A 21,789-nucleotide genomic window follows, 5' to 3' on the forward strand; every position below is an offset into this window, starting at 1 on the left:
GTTAGCGTGGAGGAAAACTGTCGCCTTGGCGAAACGGCGAGCGCTCGGCGAGGTGCTCGAGGTAGTTCTCGATGCCCTGGCCTTCACGCTCGAGGAATCGCTCGACCGCGTCGGCAAAGGCCGGGTGGGCCAGCCAGTGCGCGCTGGTGGTGCGCACCGGCATCAGCGCGCGCGCCATCTTGTGCTCGCCCTGGGCGCCGCCTTCGAATCTGGTGAAGCCGTGCTCGATGCACCACTGCAGCGGCTGGTAGTAGCAGGCTTCGAAGTGGAGGCAGTCCACGCGCTCCAGGGCGCCCCAGTAACGGCCGTAGGCGACGTTGTCGGCGACGGCGATCAGGCTGGAGGCGATGGGCCGGCCGCGCCGCTCGGCAATGAACATCAGCCAGCACTCGGGCATGTCGGCCGCCATCCGCGCGAAGAAGTCGCGCGTGAGGTAGGGCGGGTTGCCGTGCTCGAGGTAGGTGCGCTCGTAGCAGCGGTAGAAGAAGTCCCAGTCGGCCCGCGCGATGTCCGCGCCGCGCGACCAGCGGAACGTGACGCCCGCTTCGGCCACCTTGCGGCGCTCCTGGCGGATCTTCTTGCGCTTGTCCTGCGCGAGGCTGGCGAGGAATGCGTCGAAGTCGCTCCAGCCCGCGTGGGTCCAGTGGAACTGGACGTTGTGGCGCAGCATGAGGCCCGCATCTTCGCAGGCCGCGACGTCCTCGTCCTCGGTGAACAGCAGGTGCAGCGACGACAGCTCTTCCTTGCGGCAGTACGCGAGCAGCGCGTCCACGAGCGAGCGGCGCGCTTTCGCGTCACGCGCGAGCAGCCGAGGCCCGGGCACGGGCGTGAAAGGCACGGCCACCAGCCCCTTCGGGTAGTACGCGAGCCCATGCTGCTCGTACGCATTGGCCCAGGCCCAGTCGAACACGTACTCGCCGTACGAATGCGCCTTCACGTAGAGCGGGCAGGCCGCATGCAGCTCGCCGCCGCGCCACAGCGTGAGGAAGCGCGGCGTCCAGCCGGTGCGGGGCGTGGCACTGCCGCTGCCGTGCATGGCAGCAAGGTACGCATGGCGCACGAAGGGCGAAGCGCCCGCAGGCAGCAGCGCGTCCCATTCGGAGGCTGTTACCTCGCCCGGTGCACCGAGCACCCGGGTGACATAATCGTTTGCGACTCGACTCAACGCTGCCATGCCCCTCAAGATCTGCGTCGCCCAGCTCAACCTGACGGTCGGCGACATCGCCGGCAACTCCCAGAAGATCATCGACGCGGCGCGCGCTGCCTATGAACGCGGTGCGCGGCTCGTCGTCACCCCGGAACTCTCCATCTGCGGCTATCCCGCGGAGGACCTGTGGCTGCGGCCCGCCTTCATGGCTGCCTGCGATGATGCCGTGAAACGGGTGGCCCATGAACTCGCGGGGTTGAAGGGGCTGCATGTCGTCGTTGGCCATCCGCACGGCCGCTCGCTCAAGAGCAAGTCGGTGCAGGTGCAGCAGCGCTACAACGCGGCCAGCGTGCTGGCCGACGGCAAGGTCATCGAGACCTACGCCAAGCGCGAGCTTCCGAATTACCAGGTGTTCGACGAGTACCGCTATTTCACGCGCGGGCAGGGCACCTGCGTGTTCCAGGTGGAAGGCGTGAGCGTCGGGCTCATCATTTGCGAGGACGCGTGGTTCGACGAGCCGGCCAACCTGGCGCTCGCTTCCGGCGCGCAGCTGCTCGTGGTGCCGAACGCATCGCCGTACCACGCGAACAAGGACGCCGAGCGCATCGGCCGCATGGGCGAGCGCGCGCGGGCCGTGGGGCTGCCGCTCGTGTACGCGCACCTCGTCGGCGGCCAGGACGAGGTGGTGTTCGACGGCGCCTCGTTCGCGGTCAACGCCGACGGCGTGCTCGCCGCGCGCGCGCCGAGCTTCCGCGAGGACCTGTTCTTCGTCGACGTCGACGATTCGGTGAATATCTCCGGGCCGATGGCGCCGGACCCCGTGGCCGAAGCGGAGCTCTGGGACGCGCTCGTCACCGGGGTGCGCGACTACGTGACCAAGAACGGCTTCCCCGGCGTGCTGCTGGGGCTGTCGGGCGGCATCGACTCCGCGCTGGTGCTCGCGATCGCCGTGGACGCCTTGGGCAAGGACAAGGTGCGCGCCGTGATGATGCCGTCGCCCTACACGGCCGACATCTCGTGGCTGGACGCGCGCGACATGAGCCAGCGGCTGGGCGTGCAGTACGAGGAGATCGGCATCACGCCGATGTTCGAGGCGTTCAAGGGCGCGCTCGCCAACGACTTCGCGGGCCTGCCGGAGGACACCACGGAGGAGAACATCCAGGCGCGCATCCGCGGCGTGATCCTGATGGCGCTTTCCAACAAGTTCGGCAGCATCGTGCTGACCACCGGCAACAAGAGCGAGATGGCCACGGGCTACTGCACGCTGTACGGCGACATGGCCGGCGGCTTCGCGGTGATCAAGGACGTGATGAAGACGACGGTCTTCAAGCTCGCGCGCTGGCGCAATGCGAACGACCCGTACGGCACCGGCGCCAACCCGATCCCGGAACGCATCATCGTGCGCCCGCCCAGCGCGGAACTGCGGCCCGACCAGGTCGACCAGGACAGCCTGCCGCCCTACGAGGTCCTCGACGACATCCTCTCGCGCTACATGGAGTTCGACCAGGGTGTCGACGAGATCGTGGCCGCCGGCTTCGACCGCCCCGTGGTGGAGAAGGTGGCGCGGCTGGTGCGCATCAACGAGTACAAGCGCCGGCAATCGCCTGTGGGCATCCGGGTCACTCACCGCAGCTTCGGCAAGGATTGGCGGTATCCTATTACCAACAAATTCCGCTGACCTCCTCCACCGCCCCATGAAACAGATCACCGCCGTCGTCAAACCGTTCAAGCTCGAGGAAGTGCGCGAGGGCCTCGCCGAGTGCGGCGTCACGGGCCTGACCGTCACGGAGGTCAAGGGGTTCGGGCGCCAGAAGGGCCACACCGAGCTCTATCGCGGCGCCGAGTACGTGGTGGACTTCCTGCCGAAGGTGAAAGTGGAAGTGGTGGTGAAGGACGAGGACGTGGACCGCTGCGTCGACGCCATCATCCGCGCCGCGCGCACCGGCAAGATCGGCGACGGGAAGATCTTCGTCACGTCGGTGGAGCGCGTGGTGCGCATCCGCACGGGCGAGGTGGACGAGAGCGCCGTCTAGATCTAGATCCGCGAAAGGTCGATGCGCGTGCCGCGCCCCGCGGCCTGCACCAGCTCCTGCATCAGTGCCTCGGGGTCTTCGCCCACCCGCAGCAGGTCCATCTGCCAGCTGCTCATGAACCCGCTCGCGACGCTTTGCGAGAGGAACTGCAGCAGCGCGTCGTAGTAGCCGCCGCTGTTGAGCAGGCCCACGGGCTTGTCGTGGTAGCCCAGCTGCTTCCACGTCCACGCCTCGAAGAACTCCTCGAAGGTGCCGATGCCGCCGGGCAGCGAGAGGAACGCGTCCGCGCGCGCCGCCATCATCGACTTGCGCTCGTGCATGTTGGCCACGACGTGCAGCTCGGTGCAATCGCGCTTGGCCCACTCGCGCTCGACCAGCGCCTGCGGGATGATGCCGACCACGCGGCCGCCCGCGGCGAGCGTGGCGTCGGCCATGACGCCCATGAGGCCGTTGTTGCCGCCGCCGTAGACCAGCTGGCCGCCATGGTCGCCGATCCAGCGGCCGACGGCCTGCGCAACCTGCGCGAACACGGGCGTGTCGCCCAGGCGCGAGCCGCAGTAGACGCAAAGCGAAAACGCCGGTGCGCTCATGCGAACCTCTGCACGAGGGCCGCGGCCCAGATTCCGCCCGCGAGCAGGCACGCGAGCAGGACGGCCGCACTGCCCATGTCCTTTGCGCGCTTGGACAGCTCGTGCCGCTCGAAGCCGATGCGGTCGATGGCCGCTTCGACGGCGGTGTTCAGCAGCTCCACGATCATCACCAGCATCACCGAGCCCGCGAGCAGCGCCACCTCCACCCACGTGCGGCCCAGCCAGAACGACGCGGGGATCATGACGATCGCGGCGAGCACCTCCTGGCGGAACGCGGTTTCGCTCCAGCCGGCGCGCAAGCCGGCGAGCGAATAGCCGGCAGCATGCCAGATGCGCGAGAGGCCGCTGCGCAGCTTCTGCGGGTTCACCGGCGTCAAGGCTTCGTGGGGCGTCGACATGGGCTGGATTGTGGCGCAGCGCGCGTCAGGGCTTGCTGCGCGGGGCGTCGACGAGCCGCGTCCCCGCCCAGGCGTCATGCCAGAACTGCCGCTGCGGGTGGAAGCGCGAGAGCACGGCCCACACCGCCACCCAGCCGGCCACCAGCACGGCCACTTCGGCAGGCCGCAGGTGGAAAGGCGCGAGCACGGCCAGCGGCGGCACGAACCAGATCCATGCGAGCACGTAGCGCAGCAGCGCGCGGCCCTGCGTGATCGGCAGCCCGCGGGCGTCGACGACACGGATGTTCCACGTGCGCATGGCCAGCGTCTGCCCACGCGACCAGAAGTAGGCGAAGTAGACGCCGAAGACGACGAAACAGAAGGCTTGCAGCAGCGGCCGGCGCTCGTCGATGCCGCTGCGCACCTGCCCGATCGTGCTGAACAGCCACCCGGCCACGAACACCACGCCGAACAGCAGGATGCCTTCGTACACCCAGCAAGCCATCCGGCGCCGCAACGGGGGCGCCACCAACGAGTCCACGGTGTTCAATGCTTGGTGTCGGAAGCGGCGGGGGCCGGCACGAGGTGGTTCTCGAGGCTGTCCGTCGTGGCCGCGATGCGCGGCGCCTTGGTGTCACCCACCTGCGGCTTCGGCACCTTGGCCAGGCGCTGGGGCGAGACCGGCTTGACGGCCGGGGCCGTGGGCGGCGGCGGCGGCTTCACTGCGGCGGCGCCGGCGGCCAGACGCTTCTTTTCCTCGGCGGGCAACTGCTGGTAAGCCTCCCACGCCGCCTTCTTGTCGCTGGGCGCGACCTTCTTCGTCTCTTCGAAGTTCAGGCGGGCGGTGGTGCGCTGCTGGGGCGAGAGAGCCGCCCATTCGGTCATGCGGCTGCGCAGCTTGGCCTGCCCGGCGGGGCTCATGCGCGGGTAGCTCTCGGCCAGCGCCAGCCACTTGCGCTTGTGCGGCTCGCTCAGGCTGCGCCAGCTGGCGCCCAGCGGCGCGAGGGTTTGCTGCTGCACGGGCGTGAGCTCGGACCAGAGGGGCTTGGCCTCTTCCTTCTGAGTTGCGGCGGGGGGCCGGGCGGGCGCAGCCTTGCGAGCGGAGGAGGCGCCGGGCATGTGGAGCCCCGGCACCTGGGCCTGGGCGGTCATCCATGCGGAGGCCGCCGCGCCGGCGGATACGCAGGCAGCGAGGAGGGCGAGCGCGAGATTCCTTGCGCTCATGCCCTTATTGCCCGCCGGTGCGCAGGAACTGGGCGAAGCCCGGGTCGGTGTACGCCTGCGGGGGCAGGTCGTCCGTGAGGAGCTGCACGTCCACCTCGGCCAGCTCGGACGCGCGGCGCTCCGACTGCGCGGTGTGGATCAGGATCAGGCCGCCGGCCAGCACGATGATCGGCAGCGCGGAGGCGATGCGCCCCCAGAGGTTCAGGCCGTCCTCGCCGAAGGTGAGCGCGGCGGCGCCGCCCATGCCGAGCACGGTGCGGGCGGGGCGCGGCTGGGCGACTTTACGGTGGGCCACGGCCTGGACACGGGCGGCGCGCAGCCGCTCCGAGATGTCGTAAGGCAGCTCGTGCGCGGCCTGCTGCAGCCGCGATGCGACCTTTCGGCCGAATTCGTCCGTCATTTGCAGGGCAGGGGCAGAGTTGGTGTGGCTCATAGTTGTATTCCCTTCGCCTTCAGCGCTTTGCCGAGGGCCTGGACTGCACGTGAACAGTGCGTCTTGACGCTACCTTCCGAGCAGCCCATGGCCGCCGCCGTTTCGGCCACGTCCATGTCCTCCCAGTAACGCATCAAAAACGCTTCCCGTTGACGGGCAGGCAGCTCCATGATCTCGGCTTCGATCTCACGCAAGATCTGCGCCCGGCGCGTGGAATCTTCGGCACTTTCAGACTGCTGGGATACGTCCTGCGCCGCATAAGTTTCCAGCAGGTCGAAATCGCCGTCCTCGCCGGGGGCTTCGAAGTCGCTCAGGTTGGAGAAAAGGGCGTTGCGCGTCTTCTGGCGGCGGAAGAAGTCCAGCGTGCAGTTGGACAGGATGCGCTGGAAGAGCATGGGCAGCTCCTGCGGCGGCTTGTCGCCGTAGTGCTCGGCGAGCTTCATCATGCTGTCCTGCACGATGTCGAGCGCCGCCTCCTCGTCCCGGACGTGGTAGATGGTGCGCTTGAAGGCCCGCTTTTCGACCGACTTGAGGAAGCCGGAAAGTTCGTTCTCGGTTGCCAAGGAGCTGTAGGGCCTGTCTCTTTATGGTCGAGCTGCGGGTGAGCCGGAAATTATCGGCCATAATCCGTCCTGCAAGTCAAAAGGCAAACGAGCCCGGGTCCGGCGATGCGAAAGGCACGCCCATGGCACGAGGTTCTAAGTCCTGACGCAGCTCCACAAGGGCGAGCGAGGGGCACCCAACAGGTCGTCACTGACACCCGAAAGGTTGATCATGGAAATCTCGAAGGCGGAAATCTCTTCCGCCGCGGCTGCCACAGCCAACAACACCCAAGAACTCCGCGGCGCGGAAATCCTCGTCAAGGCGCTCCAGGCCGAAGGCGTCAAGTACGTCTGGGGCTACCCGGGCGGTGCGGCGTTGCACATCTACGACGCCATGTACAAGCAGGACACCATCCAGCACGTGCTGGTGCGCCACGAGCAGGCGGCGGTGCATGCGGCCGATGGCTATGCGCGTGCGACGGGCGAAGTCGGTGTGGCGCTCGTCACGTCGGGCCCCGGCGTCACGAATGCGGTGACCGGCATCGCCACCGCGTACATGGACTCGATCCCGCTGGTGCTGATCACCGGCCAGGTTCCCACGGCGGCCATCGGCCTGGACGCTTTCCAGGAATGCGACACCGTCGGCATCACGCGCCCCATCGTCAAGCACAACTTCCTGGTCAAGGACGTGCGCGACGTCGCCGAGGTGATGAAGAAGGCCTTCCACATCGCGCGTTCGGGCCGCCCCGGCCCGGTGGTGGTCGACATCCCGAAGGACGTGTCCTTCAACAAGACCGCGTACACGGGCTACCCCGACAAGGTGGAGATGCGCTCGTACAACCCGGTGCGCAAGGGCCATGGCGGGCAGATCCGCAAGGCGGTGCAGCTGCTGCTGGCGGCCAAGCGCCCGTACATCTACACCGGCGGCGGCGTGATCCTGGGCAATGCCACCGACGAACTGCGCACGCTGGCCAACATGCTCGGCTTCCCGGTCACCAACACGCTCATGGGCCTGGGCGCCATGAGCGGCACCGACCCGAAGTTCCTCGGCATGCTGGGCATGCACGGCACGATCGAAGCCAACAACGCCATGCAGAACTGCGACGTGCTGCTGGCCGTGGGCGCGCGCTTCGACGACCGCGTGATCGGCAACCCCAAGCACTTCGCGCAGAGCGAGCGCAAGATCATCCACATCGACATCGACCCGTCGTCCATCTCCAAGCGGGTGAAGGTCGACATCCCGATCGTGGGCGACGTCAAGGACGTGCTGGCGGACTTCATCGCGCAGATCCGCGAAGCGGGCGCCAAGCCGGACAAGGACGCGCTCAATGCCTGGTGGGAGCAGATCGACGGCTGGCGCAAGAAGGATTGCCTCAAGTACGACCGCGGCAACCGCGACGTGATCAAGCCGCAGTACGTCGTCGAGACGCTGTGGAACATGACCAAGGACGTCGACACCTACGTCACGTCCGACGTGGGCCAGCACCAGATGTGGGCCGCGCAGTTCTACAAGTTCAAGGACCCGCGCCGCTGGATCAACTCGGGGGGTCTCGGCACCATGGGCGTGGGCATCCCGTACGCGATGGGCATCAAGCTGGCCAAGCCGGACAGCGAGGTGTACTGCATCACCGGCGAGGGCTCGGTGCAGATGTGCATCCAGGAGCTCTCGACCTGCCTGCAGTACAACACGCCGATCAAGATCATCTCGCTGAACAACCGCTACCTGGGCATGGTGCGCCAGTGGCAGGAGCTCGACTACGAGGGCCGCTACAGCCACAGCTACATGGACGCGCTGCCCAACTTCGTGAAGCTGGCCGAGGCCTATGGGCACGTGGGCATGCTGATCGAGCGGCCGCAGGACGTGGAGCCGGCGCTGCGCGAAGCGCGCAAGCTCAAGGACCGCACCGTCTTCATGGACTTCCGCACCGACCCGACGGAGAACGTCTGGCCGATGGTGAAGGCGGGCAAGGGCATCACCGAGATGCTGCTCGGGTCCGAGGATCTTTAAACCCAACGGACGGCGAAGCTATTGGTCGCCGAGCCCGCTGCTTACCGGCAGCGGGGGAGGGCGCCGAAAAGCCGAGCCGGTTTGACATGAAACACATCATCGCAGTGCTGCTGGAGAACGAGCCCGGCGCTCTCTCCCGCGTGGTGGGCCTCTTCTCGGCCCGCGGCTACAACATCGAGTCGCTCACCGTGGCGCCGACCGAGGACGCGTCGCTGTCGCGCATGACGATCCAGACGACGGGCTCGGACGACGTGATCGAGCAGATCACCAAGCACCTGAACCGCCTCATCGAGGTGGTGAAGGTGGTGGACCTCACCGAGGGCGCCTACACCGAGCGCGAGCTCATGATGGTGAAGGTGCGCGCGGTGGGCAAGGAGCGCGAGGAGATGAAGCGCATGGCCGACATCTTCCGCGGCCGCATCATCGACGTGACCGAGAAGAGCTACACCATCGAACTCACCGGCGACCAGGCCAAGAACGACGCCTTCCTGGAAGCCATCGACCGCACCGCCATCCTGGAGACCGTCCGCACGGGCGCCTCCGGCATCGGCCGCGGCGAACGGATCCTGCGCGTTTGACTGTTTTTTTGAATTTTTCCGGAGAGCACCATGAAGGTTTATTACGACAAGGACTGTGACCTGAGCCTGATCAAGGGCAAGAACGTCACCATCATCGGCTACGGTTCGCAGGGCCATGCCCACGCGCAGAACCTGAACGACAGCGGCGTGAAGGTCACCGTGGGCCTGCGCAAGGGCGGCGCGAGCTGGCCCAAGGTCGAGAAGGTGCCGGGCCTGAAGGTCGCCGAAGTGGGCGAGGCCGTGAAGACCGCCGACGTCGTGATGATCCTGCTGCCCGACGAGCAGATCGCCGAGGTCTACAAGCGCGACGTCGAGCCGAACATCCGCGAAGGCGCTTCGCTCGTCTTCGCGCACGGCTTCAACGTGCACTACGGCTTCGTCACGCCGCGCGCCGACCTCGACGTGTGGATGGTCGCCCCCAAGGCCCCCGGCCACACGGTGCGCGGCACGTACACGCAAGGCGGCGGCGTGCCCCACCTCGTGGCGATCGCCCAGGACAAGACCGGCAAGGCGCGTGACCTGGCCCTGTCGTACGCGATGGCCAACGGCGGCGGCAAGGCCGGCATCATCGAGACCAGCTTCCGCGAAGAGACCGAGACCGACCTCTTCGGCGAGCAGGCCGTGCTGTGCGGCGGCACCGTGGAGCTGATCAAGACCGGCTTCGAGGTGCTGGTGGAAGCCGGCTACGCGCCCGAGATGGCGTACTTCGAGTGCCTGCACGAGCTGAAGCTGATCGTGGACATGATCTACGAGGGCGGCATCGCCAACATGAACTACACCATCTCCAACAACGCGGAGTACGGCGAGTACGTGACGGGCCCGAAGGTCGTGAACGCCCAGACCAAGGAAGTCATGCGCCAGTGCCTGCGCGACATCCAGACCGGCGAGTACGCCAAGAACTTCATCCTCGAGAACCGCGCGGGCGCGCCGACGCTGCTGTCGCGCCGCCGCCTGACCGCGGAGCACCAGATCGAGGTGGTGGGCGAGAAACTGCGCGCGATGATGCCGTGGATCAAGGCCAACAAGCTGGTCGACAAGTCGAAGAACTAAACTAGCGGGATGCACGACGCATCCCATCCCAGCGACGACACGCCCGAGCCGGGCGTCGTCGTCCGCAAGCGCCGCAAGGGCATCTACATCCTGCCCAACCTCTTCACGCTGGCGGCGCTGTTCGGCGGTTTCTACGCGGTGGTGATGGCCATGAACGGCCGCTTCGACCTGGCCGCCAGCGGCGTGTTCATCGCGATGGTCCTCGACAGCCTCGACGGGCGCGTCGCCCGCATGACCAACACCACCAGCGCGTTCGGCGAGCAGATGGATTCGCTGTCGGACATGGTGTCGTTCGGCGCGGCGCCGGCGCTCATCGCGTACGAATGGGCGCTGAAGGGCATCGGGCGCTGGGGGTGGATCGCGGCGTTCGTCTATTGCGCCTGCGCGGCGCTGCGGCTGGCGCGCTTCAACGTGAACACCGGGGTCGTGGACAAGCGTTACTTCCAGGGCCTGCCTTCGCCCGCGGCCGCCGCGCTCGTGGCCGGGTTCATCTGGCTCATGAACGACCTGGAGTTCAAGGGCTACGAGGTCGTGTGGCCGATGTTCTGCATCGCGCTGTACGCAGGGCTCACGATGGTCACCAACGTGCCGTTCTACAGTTTCAAGGACGTGCAGATGAAGAAGACGGTGCCGTTCGCGGTGATCGTCGCCATCGCGCTGGGCATCGCGGTGATCAACATCCACCCGCCCACGGTGCTGTTCGGGCTTTTCGTGGTGTACGGCCTGTCGGGGTACGCGGTGTATGCCTGGAAGCGCGCCCGCGGCAAGCCGGTGAGCATGATCGCAACCTCCACCGACGAACCGGACGAGCGCGGGTTGCACAAATAGTGTGATACATTGATCGCCATGAACATCCGTTCGCTGGCCCTTCTACTGCTATCCCCCCACGGGCGGAGACGGTAGCGCGCGCGCGAATTCCCGAATCACGGCCCGTTTGCACCCGCAACGGGCCGTTTTCTTTTGGAGCCCTGAAATGCCGATGTTGAAGAACCCCGCCGCCAAGTACCGCGCCTTCCGCCCGGTCGGCCTGAAGGACCGCACCTGGCCGGACGCGGTGCTGACGAAGCCCCCTGTGTGGTGCAGCGTCGACCTGCGCGACGGCAACCAGGCGCTGATCGAGCCGATGGACATCCCGCGCAAGCTGCGGATGTTCGAGGCGCTGGTGGACATCGGCTTCAAGGAGATCGAGGTGGGGTTCCCCTCGGCGTCCCAGATCGAATACGACTTCGTGCGCAAGCTGATCGAGGAGGACCTGATCCCCGCCGACGTGACGATCCAGGTGCTGACGCAGGCGCGCGAGGAGCTCATTCGCAAGACCTTCGATTCGCTGCGCGGCGCACGCCGCGTGATCGTGCACCTGTACAACGCGACGGCGCCCGTGATGCGCAAGGTGGTGTTGGGGCTGGACGAAGACGGGATCGTGCAGCTCGCCACGTCGCAGGCGAAGCTGTTCCAGGAACTGGCGGCGCAGCAGCCCGGGACCGAGTGGGTGTTCCAGTACTCGCCCGAAATGTTCTCCGGCACCGAGCTTACCTTCGCCAAGCGCGTGGTCGATGCCGTCACCGAGGTGTGGCAACCGACGCCGCAGCGCAAGTGCATCGTCAACCTGCCGTCCACCGTGGAGCATTCGACGCCCAACATCTTCGCGGACATGATCGAGTGGATGCACCGCAACCTCGAGCGGCGCGATTCGATCGTGCTCTCCGTGCACCCGCACAACGACCGTGGCACGGGCACCGCAGCAGGTGAATTCGCCGTGATGGCGGGGGCCGACCGCCTCGAAGGCTGCCTGTTCGGCAACGGCGAGCGCACCGGGAACCTCGACCTCGTGAACGTCGCGCTCAACCTCTACAGCCAGGGCGTCCACCCGGGCCTGGACTTCTCGGACATCGACGAGATCCGCCGCACGGTCGAACACTGCAACCAGATCCCCGTGCACCCGCGCCACCCGTATGTCGGCGACCTCGTGTACACGTCCTTCTCCGGCTCGCACCAGGACGCGATCAAGAAGGCTTTCGCCGCGCGCAAGGAAGACGACATCTGGGACATGCCCTACCTGCCGCTGGACCCGAAGGACCTCGGCCGCAGCTACGAGGCCGTGATCCGCGTGAACAGCCAGTCGGGCAAGGGCGGCATCTCCTACCTGCTCGAGGCCGAGTACGGGCTGGAGTTGCCGCGCCGGCTGCAGATCGAGTTCAGCCAGGTCGTGCAGCGTGCCATGGACGCGACCGGCAAGGAGTTCACGGCCGCCGACCTCTGGCAGGTGTTCGAGACCGAGTACGGGCTTGCCACCAACGGCGTGCCGCAGCATCACGTCACGGAAGAGGGCGGCGGGCAAGTCTCCATTGCCGCGCAGGTGCAGATGGGTGGCCGCGCCTTCGGCGTGCGCGGCATCGGCAACGGCCCGATCGACGCCTTCGTGGCCGGGCTGTCGCACGTCAGCGGCCAGCCGATCCGCGTGCTGGACTACCATGAGCACGCCATCGCGTCCGGCGCCAACGCGCGCGCGGTGGCCTACCTGGAACTGCGCATCGGCGAGCAGACGCTTTTCGGCGTGGGCACGGATGCGAACATCGTGTCGGCGTCCCTCAAGGCGATCGTTTCGGGCTTGCAGCGGGCGAGCGTGGAAAGCAAGGAGCAGGCATGGCAGACCAACTGATCATCTTCGACACGACGCTGCGCGACGGCGAGCAGTCCCCCGGCGCCTCGATGACCAAGGACGAGAAGCTGCGCATCGCGCGCCAGCTCGAGCGGCTGAAGGTCGACGTCATCGAAGCCGGCTTCGCGGCCAGCTCCAACGGCGACTTCGATGCGGTGCAGGCCATCGCCGCGGCGATCAGGGACTCGACGGTGTGCTCGCTCTCGCGCGCCAACGACAAGGACATCGCGCGCGCCGCCGAGGCGCTCAAGCCGGCGGCGCGGGCGCGCATCCACACCTTCATCGCGACTTCGCCGCTGCACATGGAGAAGAAGCTGCGGATGACGCCCGAGCAGGTGCTGGAGCAGGCGAAGCAGTCGGTGCGCTTCGCGCGCAACCTCTGCGGCGACATCGAGTTCTCGCCGGAAGATGGCTACCGCAGCGAGGTGGACTTCCTCTGCCGTGTGCTGGAGACGGTGATCGACGAAGGCGCCACCACGATCAACGTGCCCGACACCGTGGGCTATGCGGTGCCCGAGCTCTACGGGAACTTCATCAAGACGCTGCGCGAGCGCGTGCCGAATTCCGACAAGGCCGTCTGGTCCGTGCACTGCCACAACGACCTCGGCATGGCGGTGGCGAACTCGCTGGCCGGCGTGAAGATCGGCGGCGCGCGCCAGGTCGAGTGCACGATCAACGGGCTCGGCGAGCGCGCGGGCAACTGCTCGCTGGAAGAGATCGTGATGGCCGTGAAGACCCGCAAGGATTACTTCGGCCTCGACGTGCTCATCGACACCAAGCACATCGTGCCGGCCTCGCGCATGGTGAGCCAGACGACCGGCTTCGTCGTGCAGCCCAACAAGGCCGTGGTGGGCGCGAACGCGTTCGCGCACGCGAGCGGCATCCACCAGGACGGCGTGCTCAAGGCGCGCGACACCTACGAGATCATGCGGGCCGAGGACGTGGGCTGGTCTGCCAACAAGATCGTGCTGGGCAAGCTGTCGGGCCGCAACGCCTTCAAGCAGCGCCTGCAGGAGCTGGGTGTCCAGATGGATAGCGAGGCCGACGTCAACGCGGCCTTCGCGAAGTTCAAGGAACTGGCCGACCGCAAGAGCGACATATTCGACGAGGACATCCTGGCGCTGGTCAGCGACGAGAGCCTGGCCCACGAGCCGGACACCTACCACTTGATCTCCCTCAAGCAGCACAGCGAGACGGGGGAGCGGCCGCACGCCGAGGTGGTGTTTACTGTCGAGGGGCGGGAGGTCAAGGGTGCGTCGGACGGCAACGGGCCGGTGGACGCGTCCCTCAAGGCGATCGAGAGCCAGGTCAAGAGCGGGGCGGAGATGGTGCTGTATTCGGTCAATGCGATCAGCGGCTCGACCGAGAGTCAGGGCGAGGTGACCGTCCGGCTGCAGAACTCGGGCCGGGTGGTCAACGGTGTCGGCGCGGACCCGGACATCGTCGTTGCATCTGCAAAGGCTTACCTCAGTGCCCTCAACAAGTTACAAAGTAAAGCTGATCGGGTAGCTGCGCAAGGCTGAGGGTATCTACCTATAATTCGCGCGGTGGCTTAGGTTACCTTTCTAAGCTGTTGATTTTGTTTGTATCGCCTGCGTTCAGGACGTTGTTTGGGATTGAACGAGCTTTGAACCGCATCCTACATACCGTTGCACTGGGGGCCTTCGTTCTGGCGTTGCTGCCGAACGTGGCCGAGGCCGCCCCTGCCAAGCGCGTCGCGAAGAAGGCGGCCGTCACCAAGACGGCGCGCGTTTCGAAGACGTTCGCCAAGGGTGCCCCGCGCATGGTGGCCGCCGGCAAGCGCCGCTCGGTCATCGTGGCCGCGCCGCCCAAGCCCTCGTTCGGCCAGCTCGCCGGCCTGCACTCGGTGCAGGACGACCTGGATTTGAAGTCCAGCGTCGCTTTCGTGATCGACCAGGACACCCGCGAGGTGCTGGTGCGCAAGAACGACAGCGCCGTGCTGCCCATCGCCTCCATCACCAAGCTGATGACCGGCCTGATCGTGAGCGAGGCCAAGCTGCCGCTGGACGAGCAGGTCACCATCACCGAGGAAGACGTCGACACCGAGAAGCACAGCAGCTCGCGCCTGAAGGTGGGCACCACGCTCACCCGCCGCGACCTGATGCACCTGGCGCTGATGTCCAGCGAAAACCGCGCGGCGCACGCGCTGGGCCGCACCTACCCGGGCGGCATGAGCGCCTTCGTGAGCGCGATGAACAACAAGGCCCGCGAGCTGGGCATGCGCGACACGCAGTACGTCGAGCCGACGGGCCTGTCCAGCCGCAACCAGAGCAGCGCGAAGGACCTCGCCACGCTGGTCAACATCGCCTATTCCGACCCGATGCTGCGCGAGTTCTCCACCTCTCCCGGCACGCACGTCGAGGTGGGCAACCGGCTGCTGGCGTACAACAACACCAACCGGCTCGTGCACAACCCCAACTGGGAGATCGGCCTGCAGAAGACCGGCTACATCTCCGAGGCGGGCCAGTGCCTCGTGATGCAGGCCAAGGTGGCCGGCCGCAAGCTGATCATGGTGTTCCTGGACTCGGCCGGCAAACTGAGCCGCATCGGCGATGCCGAGCGCGTGCGCAAGTGGCTGGAAACGCATGGCGTGCCGACGCATGCGCCGGTGGTGCCCAGCGGCAACACGGTGATCCGGCAAGTGTCCGGCTAACGACTCTGCCCAAACAAAAAAGCCGGCTTCGAGCCGGCTTTTTGTTTTACGCCGCCAGGCGCTGCAGCGAGGGCTTGTGCCCCAGCGCCGACGAAATCTCGTTCGCCGTCGCCTGCAGCTTCGGCAGCCAGTTCTCGTCCAGCCGGTCAGCCGGCGCCGAGATCGACAGGCCGGCCACCAGCTTGCTCTGGTCGTCGTAGATGCCGGCCGCCATGCAGCGCACGCCCAGCTCCAGCTCCTCGTTGTCGCGCGCGATGCCGTACTGGCGCGCCTTGGCGAGTTCGCGCTCCAGCACCGGCAGCTGCGTGATGCTGTTGCGCGTGTGGCCCGCAAGGCCGGTGCGCGTCGCATACGCGCGCACGCGCTGTGGATCGTCCACCGCCAGGAACAGCTTGCCGGTGGACGTGAGGTGCAGCGGCGCCCGCCCGCCGATGGCCCGCACCACTTGCATGCCCGAGCGCTCGCTGTACGCGCGCTCCACGTAGACGATCTCATCGCCTTGCCGCACGCTCAGGTTCACCGGCTGCTGGATCTGCTTGTGCAGCTCGCGCATCGGCGTGAGCGCCGCGTCGCGCACGTTCAGCCGCGCCTTCACCAGGTTGCCCAGCTCCAGCAGGCGCATGCCCAGGCGGTAGCTGCCGGCCTCGGGCCGGTCGACGAAGCGGCCCGTGGCCAGGTCGTTCAGGATGCGGTGCGTGGTGGAAGGGTGCAGGCCGGTCTTCTCGCTGATTTCCTTCAGGGAGACCGCGTCCTCACGAGAGGCCAGGACGTCGATCAGCGCGAACATGCGCTCGATGACCTGGATGGTGGGCGTGGTGGGGGCGTTGGGGTCTGTTTTTCTCATGGCGCGAAATTTCCGGTCGCGCCATTTTACCTAGTGAAATGTGCTCCCGCCACCCACTGGCCGTCCACCAGGGTCTCGTGTGGGGTGAATCGCGCCTTGTAGCTCATCTTGGGGCTCTGGGCGATCCAGTAGCCGAGGTACACGTGCGGCAAGCCGAGCTTGCGGGCCTGCTCGATCTGCCAGAGCACGCTGTAGGTGCCGTAGCTCGCGTCCGGGTCCGGGTCGTAGAACGTGTAGACGGCGGAGATGCCGTCGTTGAGCACGTCGAGGATCGACACCATGCGCAGCGGGCCGGGCGAGCCGTCCGGCAGCGTCTCGCGGAACTCCACCAGCCGCGAGTTGACGCGCGTCTGCAGCAGGAACTGCGTGTACTGGTCGATGCTGTCGTGGTCCATGCCGCCGCCCGCGTGGCGGCCGGTCTGGTAGCGGAGGTACAGGTGGTAGTGCTCCGGCACGAAGCACAGCTTGAGCACGCGGGCCTGCAGGTTGCCGTGCTTCGCCCAGGCACGGCGCTGGCTGCGAGTGGGGCGGAACGGGTTCGCCAGTACGCGCAACGGCACGCACGCGCGGCAGCCGTCGCAGTAGGGCCGGTATGTGAACATGCCGCTGCGGCGAAAGCCGCTCGTGACGAGGTCCGAGTACGCGTCGTTGTGGATGAGGTGGCTCGGCGTGGCCACCTGCGAGCGCGCCTGCTTGCCGGGGAGGTAACTGCAGGGGTAGGGAGCCGTCGCGTAGAACTGCAGCGTCTGGAGCGGTAGGTCCTTGAGGTGCGTCACGCGTGCATCGAGGGCTGCAGGAGTTGCGTCCAGTATACGGGGTCGAAGCGCCACTGCGCTGGCGGCAGGGCCGCCGCGGCCGCGACATGTTGCACGAATTCCGCACGCGGGATCTCGCGCGCGCCCAGCGACGCGAGGTGGCGGGTGTTCTGCTGGCAGTCGATCATCGCCACGCCCTGCGCACGGCCGAGCGCGACGAGGGCGGCCAGGGCGATCTTGGAGGCGTCGGGTTGCCGGGTGAACATCGACTCGCCGAACACCGCGCGGCCGATCCCGACGCAGTAGAGGCCGCCCACGAGGCGCCCTTCGACCCAGGTTTCCACGCTGTGTGCGTAGCCGGCGCGGTGGAAGGCCTGGTAGGCCCGCACCATGTTCGGCACGATCCAGGTGCCCGACTGCCCGGGCCGCTCGCTCGACGCACACGCACGGATGACTTCGTCGAACGCGCTATCGATGCGGATCTCGCACCTGGGGTCCGCCGCGAATTTCGCGAGCGTCTTGCGCAGGGACCGGTGCAGCTTGAACTCGCGCGTGAACAGCACCATGCGCGGGTCCGTGCTCCACCACAGGATGGGCTGCCCTTCGCTGAACCACGGGAAGATGCCGCACGAGTACGCGCGGTGCAGCGTGTCGACGTCGAGCGCGCCGCCGGCCGCCAGCAGGCCGGGTGCGGGCTGGCGTGCGTCCCACGCGGTGGACGCATCGGGGAACGGGTCGCCGGGGTGCAGCCAGGGCAGATGCATGCAGCTAGGAGATTACCGTGCGGCGGCCTTGCCGTGCCGCGCGGCGTGCATGAACCTGGAGCGCCCTAGCTGGAGCGCCGCCGCATCTCGAGCGGTGCCGGTGCGGTCAGCGCATGCGCGCGCGCCTGCGGGCCGGAGGCCAGCGGGGCCGCGGAAGCGGCGGCCTCGCTGTCGAAGAGCGAAGGCGTGAGCACCGAATCAGGATTGCTCTCCGTCCGGGCCGCCTTGGAATGCGCTCGTGGCTCCCACGCCGTCTTGCCCGGGTGCGTGGTGATGCTGCCGCCCAGGTAGAGCGCGGCGAGCGCCTGCACGAGTTCGCGCTCGGACAGGCCCGTGTGTTCGAGCAGTTCGGGCAATGTCTGCGGCGCCGCGGCAAGCATGCTCAGGCAGAGCATGTGCGTGTCGCGGACGAGCCGCTGGTCCACGCGCGGCGCGCCGCGGAAGTAGATGGTGGCGTGGCGATAGCGCTCGGGCAGCAGGTCCTCGCCCGTGCGCATCACGTACTGCCACATGATCTGCGAGATGGGCGTGCGCGCGAAATGCTCGGGGATCGCGTGCGCGGCCGGCGGGCGCCCGCCCCATTCGGCCGCCGCGGCGTCCCGCGGCGTGAGGTTCGGGTGCAGGCCGACGTCGCCGTTGAGGTCGATCACGCCGACGAGCTGCCCCTGCAACTGCAGGTGGTAGACCGCCGACGTGAGCTGGTAGCGCCGCTGCGCGAGCGAGCGCGCGATGGAAAGCTCGGTCGCAAGCGGGCGCAGCCAGCCCTCGAAGTTGTCGAAGATGGCGGCAACGCCTTCGGGCGAGGCGGGGTTGAACAGGTACTGCGGCTGGATGTTGGGGCTGGGCAATGGCAGGGTGAACGCGATCGGGCGATCGACGTCCTTCAGGCTCAGCACCGTGGCCGGGCGGCCCTGCTCGTACGACGGGATGCGCACGATGCCCGGCCGCACGAGTTGCGCGTGCTCGCCGTTCACCCACAGCGCATCCGCCTCGGTGAACGGGCCGCGCTCCCAGGCGACGAGCCCCTTGCGATTCGAAAGAAGCGTGCACAGGTGGCTGTCGCTTTGAAAGCCGATCAGCCCCATGCGCATCACCGGATCCGCCATGACACCTCCGTCCCGCTCCTGCCTCATTTCAGAAACAGTTTGTCACAAGTCCGCTAGGCTTGCAACACCTACAGGATCGTCTGGCCACCGCCTTTGCGCGCCCGGGGTTCGAAGTCGAAATCGAACTCGATGCCTTCCGGGGCCGGGGTGGGCGCGGGCGCCGGGGCTTCGGGGTCGGCGGAAGGCGCCACTTCAGGAAGCGGCGCCGTGATGAACGACAGGTCGATGTCCGGGCTGACGGCCACGGGCGGAAGGTCCTGCGCGGGCTCGTCCAGCGTCGCCAGCGGAACCGGCTCGGTGCTGCGGCCGGGCTGCGCGGCGCCGCCCTCGGGGACTTCGGGGAAGTCGAGTGCCGCCGCCAGGTTCGGCATCGCCGGCACCATCGAAGTCCGGATGAACTCCGTGTAGTCGTCTTCCGGCGAAGGCACCGGGCCTTCGGCGCCGGGCACCGTTTCGCGCGCGATCACGTAAAGCAGCAACAGGTCCCGAGACGCGTGCAGGTCGAACGTGATCGAGCCGGGCGCATGGCCGTCCTCGGCGAGCGCGTCCTCGATGACCTGCAACACGCGCGGCGAGCCCCACAGCTGCTCGATGCGTGAGAGCGCGCGGGGATGGTCCTCGAGCCCGCCCGAGTCGGGCCGGTTGGCCTCGAACGCGGGCAGCCGCGCATTGAACTCGCGCTGGAACTCCTCGCGGATGCGCTCGTACTGCTCGCGCTTGCCGTGCTGGTGGCACAGGTCCAGCAGGTCCAGCCACAGCAGCGGGCTGCTGCCCAGGTAGTCGTGGACCTGCTGCTCCAGCAGCTCGATCGCGCGCTCGTGCTGGCCGATCGCGAGGAAGAACTCCACCTTCTGCTGGATGTCGATCAGCTCCTGCGGCTTGGGCAGGCGCGACTGGCCGACCTGGCTCTCCGCGAACTCCGACATCGGGCTCGACACGGCCGGCTTGTTGCGCCGCAGGTCCACGTCCTCGTCCGACGAATTGCCGCCGGAGGAGTTCACCTGCGAGATGCCTTCCCAGCCGCTGTCGACCTCGGACACCGGGCCGCCGTGCGATGCGCGCCCGGCCGATGCCGCGCCTTCACGTGCGCGCAGGTCCGCGGCTGCGGGCGGCGCCGCGGCCAGCTGGCGCCAGCGCGATTGCTGGTCGGTGCTTTCGCGCGAGCGCAGCCACAGCATCGCCACGCCCCCGGCAATCAGCAGGCCGGCGATGACCGCGAGCAGGGTGCTCGCGAAATCGCGCTCGCCGCGCACCTTGTCGAGCTGCTCGGCGAGTTGGGCGGTGGCCGCGGTGTGCTTTTGCATCGCCTCGCGCAGCGCCTTGACCTCGGCTTCCACCGCGGCGGAGCGCTGCACCTGGCCGGCCAATTCTTCCTGGGCCTTCGTCGCGAAGCGCTCGGGCATCGAGGTTTCCGCGCGCAGTTGCACGGGTGTGCCCGATGCAGCGGGGGCGGCGGCTGCGGCGGGGGCGGCGGACGCTGCCGATGCGGCGGCGACGGCGGCCGTCGCGGTCGAGCCTTCGATGGCGGGTTTGCTGCCGGGCACGGCGCCCACGACTTGCGTGCGCGACGCGCTGCCCAGGTTGGGCGTGAGCTTCAGCGGTGCTGCCTGTTCCACCGCGAAGTCGATCGAAGCGCCGGCCGCTTCCAGTCGCAGGCGTGGGGCGCCCGTGCGCGCGGCCTGCGCACGCGGTTCGCCGGCCACGCGCGGTTGCGCGCGCGCTTCGCCGGCAACGCGAGGCTGTGCGCGCGGGCGCGCAGCGGCCGCGGCTTCCCCCGTCCTCGCAGCCGTCCTGCCGGCCGCGGCCTGCCGCGCCGGTGCCGAAGGCTGCGCAGAGGGTGGCCGCGTCGTCGAGGCCGATGCTTGCGCGCCTCCACCCGGCTGCGGCGAGCCGCTCCAGGTCGACGACGTGGAAGGTTGCAGCGAAAGCGGTGCTTCGCCCGGTGTGGCGGGCGCCGTTGCCTGCTGCACCTGCTGCGCATCCGACAGCCGCGGCGCCATCGTCAACCCGGTGCTCGGCGCCAGTGCGATCGGGGACGAAGGCTGGTCGACAACCTGTTCGGCCAGCATCACGAAGCTGCGCGTGAACTGCTGCGCGCAACCCACCCGCAGGTAAATGGTGATGACGGGTTCGTCGACCGACGCGGGGGAAAGCACGCGGATCGCCCGCGCTCCCCCTTCGGCCTGCACGATCGACACGTCCAGCGGGCCGGTGCGCGTGTCGCCCTGGAAGAGTTCTGCCTGCACGCACGGCTCGGCTTCGCCGGCCTCGAGCGTGAGGGGGATGGTGACGGAAAGCGGCTTGCCGATGAGGACCGCCCCGCGCGGGCGGCCGAGCGTCATCGCGTCGGCGGAAAGCGAGCCGCAGAGCGCGGCCGCGCCAAACGCCAGCGCAGCAACAGTACGGCTGAGCCAGTGCGCGTTAGTCGTTTTGGGTACTGCCGGCGCCATGTCAGCACACCAGCTTGGCCAGGTGGCCGATCATCGTGCCGGGTGCCACGAACTCGGCGGCCTGCTCTTCGCCGCCGCCCAGGTAGGTGCCCTGGCCCATCGTGCCGGAGTATTGCAGCGTCTTGAGGTAACGGTACTTGCCGGCCTTGCAGTCGATCTCGATGAGCGCCTTGCCGGACTTGATGCCGTTGCCCACCTGTGAGCGCCGGTCGATGAGCCGCCACACGCGTTTGCGGTCGCCTTCGGCGCGGATGGAGGTGGGGTCGTAATAGTGGACCCCGACCTCGCTTTCGCCATAGTTCACCCAGTCCTGCGCAGCGGCATGCGGTGCCGCACACGCAAGCACGAGCCCCAACGCGACGATTGCCGGCCGCTCCAACTCCAACTGCGCCCCCATCTTTATGGTGGCAATCATAGGGCCGGGCACAAAGAAAAAGCCAGCAGGTTTTTGCCTGCTGGCTCTGGAGTTTTGGCTCCCCGACCTGGGCTCGAACCAGGGACCTACGGATTAACAGTCCGGCGCTCTACCGACTGAGCTATCGGGGAACAAGCCTT

Annotated in this window: 22 protein-coding genes and 1 tRNA gene; 9 read left to right on the forward strand and 14 right to left on the reverse strand. The window is 67.6% G+C overall.

Going from position 1 to position 21,789, the window contains the following annotated elements:
* Window position 1 precedes the first annotated feature (1 nt).
* Window positions 2-1,174 carry a GNAT family N-acetyltransferase gene (locus H8R02_RS24955; protein WP_187084223.1) on the reverse strand — a complete coding sequence of 391 codons (1,173 nt, stop codon included), beginning with the start codon at window positions 1,172-1,174 and terminating at the stop codon, window positions 2-4.
* Between H8R02_RS24955 and H8R02_RS24960 the strand changes: the two genes are divergently transcribed.
* Together H8R02_RS24960 and H8R02_RS24965 are read left to right on the forward strand one after the other, a co-directional pair.
* Entirely contained in the window at window positions 1,173-2,825 is a 1,653-nt protein-coding gene (locus H8R02_RS24960) for an NAD+ synthase (protein WP_187084224.1), read from the forward strand. The genes H8R02_RS24955 and H8R02_RS24960 overlap by 2 nt on opposite strands.
* A 16-nt stretch (window positions 2,826-2,841) precedes the next feature.
* Window positions 2,842-3,180: a P-II family nitrogen regulator gene (locus H8R02_RS24965; RefSeq protein WP_187084225.1), complete on the forward strand. Its 339-nt coding sequence runs from the start codon at window positions 2,842-2,844 to the stop codon at window positions 3,178-3,180.
* A 2-nt stretch (window positions 3,181-3,182) separates the two neighbouring features.
* On the opposite strand, the gene H8R02_RS24970 is transcribed toward H8R02_RS24965, so the two are convergent.
* Genes H8R02_RS24970 through H8R02_RS24995 form a run of 6 tightly spaced genes read right to left on the reverse strand, consistent with a single transcriptional unit; the run spans window position 3,183 to window position 6,367 of the window.
* Window positions 3,183-3,770, reverse strand: a complete 588-nt coding sequence (locus H8R02_RS24970) for an LOG family protein (protein ID WP_187084226.1) — start codon at window positions 3,768-3,770, stop codon at window positions 3,183-3,185.
* Window positions 3,767-4,168 (reverse strand): diacylglycerol kinase, encoded by a 402-nt coding sequence (locus H8R02_RS24975; RefSeq protein ID WP_187084227.1) that lies wholly within the window; start codon window positions 4,166-4,168, stop codon window positions 3,767-3,769. Before H8R02_RS24975 ends, H8R02_RS24970 begins: the two co-directional genes overlap by 4 nt.
* A 25-nt stretch (window positions 4,169-4,193) precedes the next feature.
* Window positions 4,194-4,652 (reverse strand): RDD family protein, encoded by a 459-nt coding sequence (locus H8R02_RS24980; protein WP_187084284.1) that lies wholly within the window; start codon window positions 4,650-4,652, stop codon window positions 4,194-4,196.
* Window positions 4,653-4,693: 41 nt separating this feature from the next.
* A complete protein-coding gene (locus H8R02_RS24985) occupies window positions 4,694-5,371 on the reverse strand; it encodes a DUF3106 domain-containing protein (RefSeq protein WP_255429544.1) in 678 nt (225 codons plus the stop codon).
* Window positions 5,372-5,375: 4 nt separating this feature from the next.
* Window positions 5,376-5,771, reverse strand: coding sequence for a DUF3619 family protein (locus tag H8R02_RS24990; protein ID WP_255429545.1), 396 nt, complete (start codon window positions 5,769-5,771; stop codon window positions 5,376-5,378).
* A 29-nt stretch (window positions 5,772-5,800) separates the two neighbouring features.
* The gene (locus tag H8R02_RS24995) at window positions 5,801-6,367 is read right to left on the reverse strand and encodes an RNA polymerase sigma factor (RefSeq protein WP_187084229.1); all 567 of its coding nucleotides are present in this window, start codon (window positions 6,365-6,367) and stop codon (window positions 5,801-5,803) included.
* Window positions 6,368-6,578: 211 nt separating this feature from the next.
* Between H8R02_RS24995 and H8R02_RS25000 the strand changes: the two genes are divergently transcribed.
* From H8R02_RS25000 to H8R02_RS25030, 7 genes are all read left to right on the forward strand, one after another.
* Window positions 6,579-8,354 carry an acetolactate synthase 3 catalytic subunit gene (locus H8R02_RS25000; protein ID WP_187084230.1) on the forward strand — a complete coding sequence of 592 codons (1,776 nt, stop codon included), beginning with the start codon at window positions 6,579-6,581 and terminating at the stop codon, window positions 8,352-8,354.
* A gap of 86 nt (window positions 8,355-8,440) precedes the next feature.
* Window positions 8,441-8,932, forward strand: coding sequence for an acetolactate synthase small subunit (gene ilvN, locus H8R02_RS25005; protein ID WP_187084231.1), 492 nt, complete (start codon window positions 8,441-8,443; stop codon window positions 8,930-8,932).
* A gap of 30 nt (window positions 8,933-8,962) precedes the next feature.
* Window positions 8,963-9,982, forward strand: coding sequence for a ketol-acid reductoisomerase (gene ilvC, locus H8R02_RS25010; RefSeq protein WP_187084232.1), 1,020 nt, complete (start codon window positions 8,963-8,965; stop codon window positions 9,980-9,982).
* Window positions 9,983-9,991: 9 nt separating this feature from the next.
* Window positions 9,992-10,810, forward strand: coding sequence for a CDP-diacylglycerol--serine O-phosphatidyltransferase (pssA, locus tag H8R02_RS25015; RefSeq protein ID WP_187084233.1), 819 nt, complete (start codon window positions 9,992-9,994; stop codon window positions 10,808-10,810).
* Window positions 10,811-10,961: 151 nt separating this feature from the next.
* Entirely contained in the window at window positions 10,962-12,641 is a 1,680-nt protein-coding gene (leuA, locus tag H8R02_RS25020) for a 2-isopropylmalate synthase (RefSeq protein WP_187084286.1), read from the forward strand.
* Window positions 12,626-14,164 carry a 2-isopropylmalate synthase gene (locus H8R02_RS25025; protein ID WP_187084234.1) on the forward strand — a complete coding sequence of 513 codons (1,539 nt, stop codon included), beginning with the start codon at window positions 12,626-12,628 and terminating at the stop codon, window positions 14,162-14,164. The genes leuA and H8R02_RS25025 overlap by 16 nt, the downstream gene beginning before the upstream one ends.
* Before the next feature lie 113 nt (window positions 14,165-14,277).
* Window positions 14,278-15,315, forward strand: a complete 1,038-nt coding sequence (locus H8R02_RS25030; protein WP_354004972.1) for a serine hydrolase — start codon at window positions 14,278-14,280, stop codon at window positions 15,313-15,315.
* Window positions 15,316-15,361: 46 nt separating this feature from the next.
* Here the strand turns inward: H8R02_RS25030 and H8R02_RS25035 are convergent, their stop codons facing one another.
* The 7 genes from H8R02_RS25035 to H8R02_RS25065 form a co-directional block, all read right to left on the reverse strand.
* Window positions 15,362-16,159 (reverse strand): IclR family transcriptional regulator, encoded by a 798-nt coding sequence (locus tag H8R02_RS25035; RefSeq protein WP_187084235.1) that lies wholly within the window; start codon window positions 16,157-16,159, stop codon window positions 15,362-15,364.
* Window positions 16,160-16,185: 26 nt separating this feature from the next.
* Window positions 16,186-16,935 carry an arginyltransferase gene (locus tag H8R02_RS25040; RefSeq protein WP_187084236.1) on the reverse strand — a complete coding sequence of 250 codons (750 nt, stop codon included), beginning with the start codon at window positions 16,933-16,935 and terminating at the stop codon, window positions 16,186-16,188.
* Window positions 16,932-17,678: a leucyl/phenylalanyl-tRNA--protein transferase gene (gene aat / locus H8R02_RS25045; RefSeq protein WP_187084237.1), complete on the reverse strand. Its 747-nt coding sequence runs from the start codon at window positions 17,676-17,678 to the stop codon at window positions 16,932-16,934. Before aat ends, H8R02_RS25040 begins: the two co-directional genes overlap by 4 nt.
* Window positions 17,679-17,743: 65 nt before the next feature.
* Entirely contained in the window at window positions 17,744-18,784 is a 1,041-nt protein-coding gene (locus tag H8R02_RS25050) for a hypothetical protein (protein WP_187084238.1), read from the reverse strand.
* 68 nt (window positions 18,785-18,852) lie between these two features.
* On the reverse strand, window positions 18,853-21,234 hold the full coding sequence (locus H8R02_RS25055; protein WP_187084239.1) for a type IV pilus assembly protein FimV: 2,382 nt from the start codon (window positions 21,232-21,234) through the stop codon (window positions 18,853-18,855).
* Between the two features lies 1 nt (window position 21,235).
* Window positions 21,236-21,631, reverse strand: a complete 396-nt coding sequence (locus H8R02_RS25060) for a surface-adhesin E family protein (protein ID WP_187084240.1) — start codon at window positions 21,629-21,631, stop codon at window positions 21,236-21,238.
* 73 nt (window positions 21,632-21,704) lie between these two features.
* Window positions 21,705-21,780 (reverse strand) — tRNA-Asn (locus H8R02_RS25065).
* Window positions 21,781-21,789 lie beyond the last annotated feature (9 nt).

Origin of the sequence: Ramlibacter albus (genome assembly GCF_014297445.1) — a bacterium.
GTDB lineage: Bacteria > Pseudomonadota > Gammaproteobacteria > Burkholderiales > Burkholderiaceae_C > Ramlibacter > Ramlibacter albus.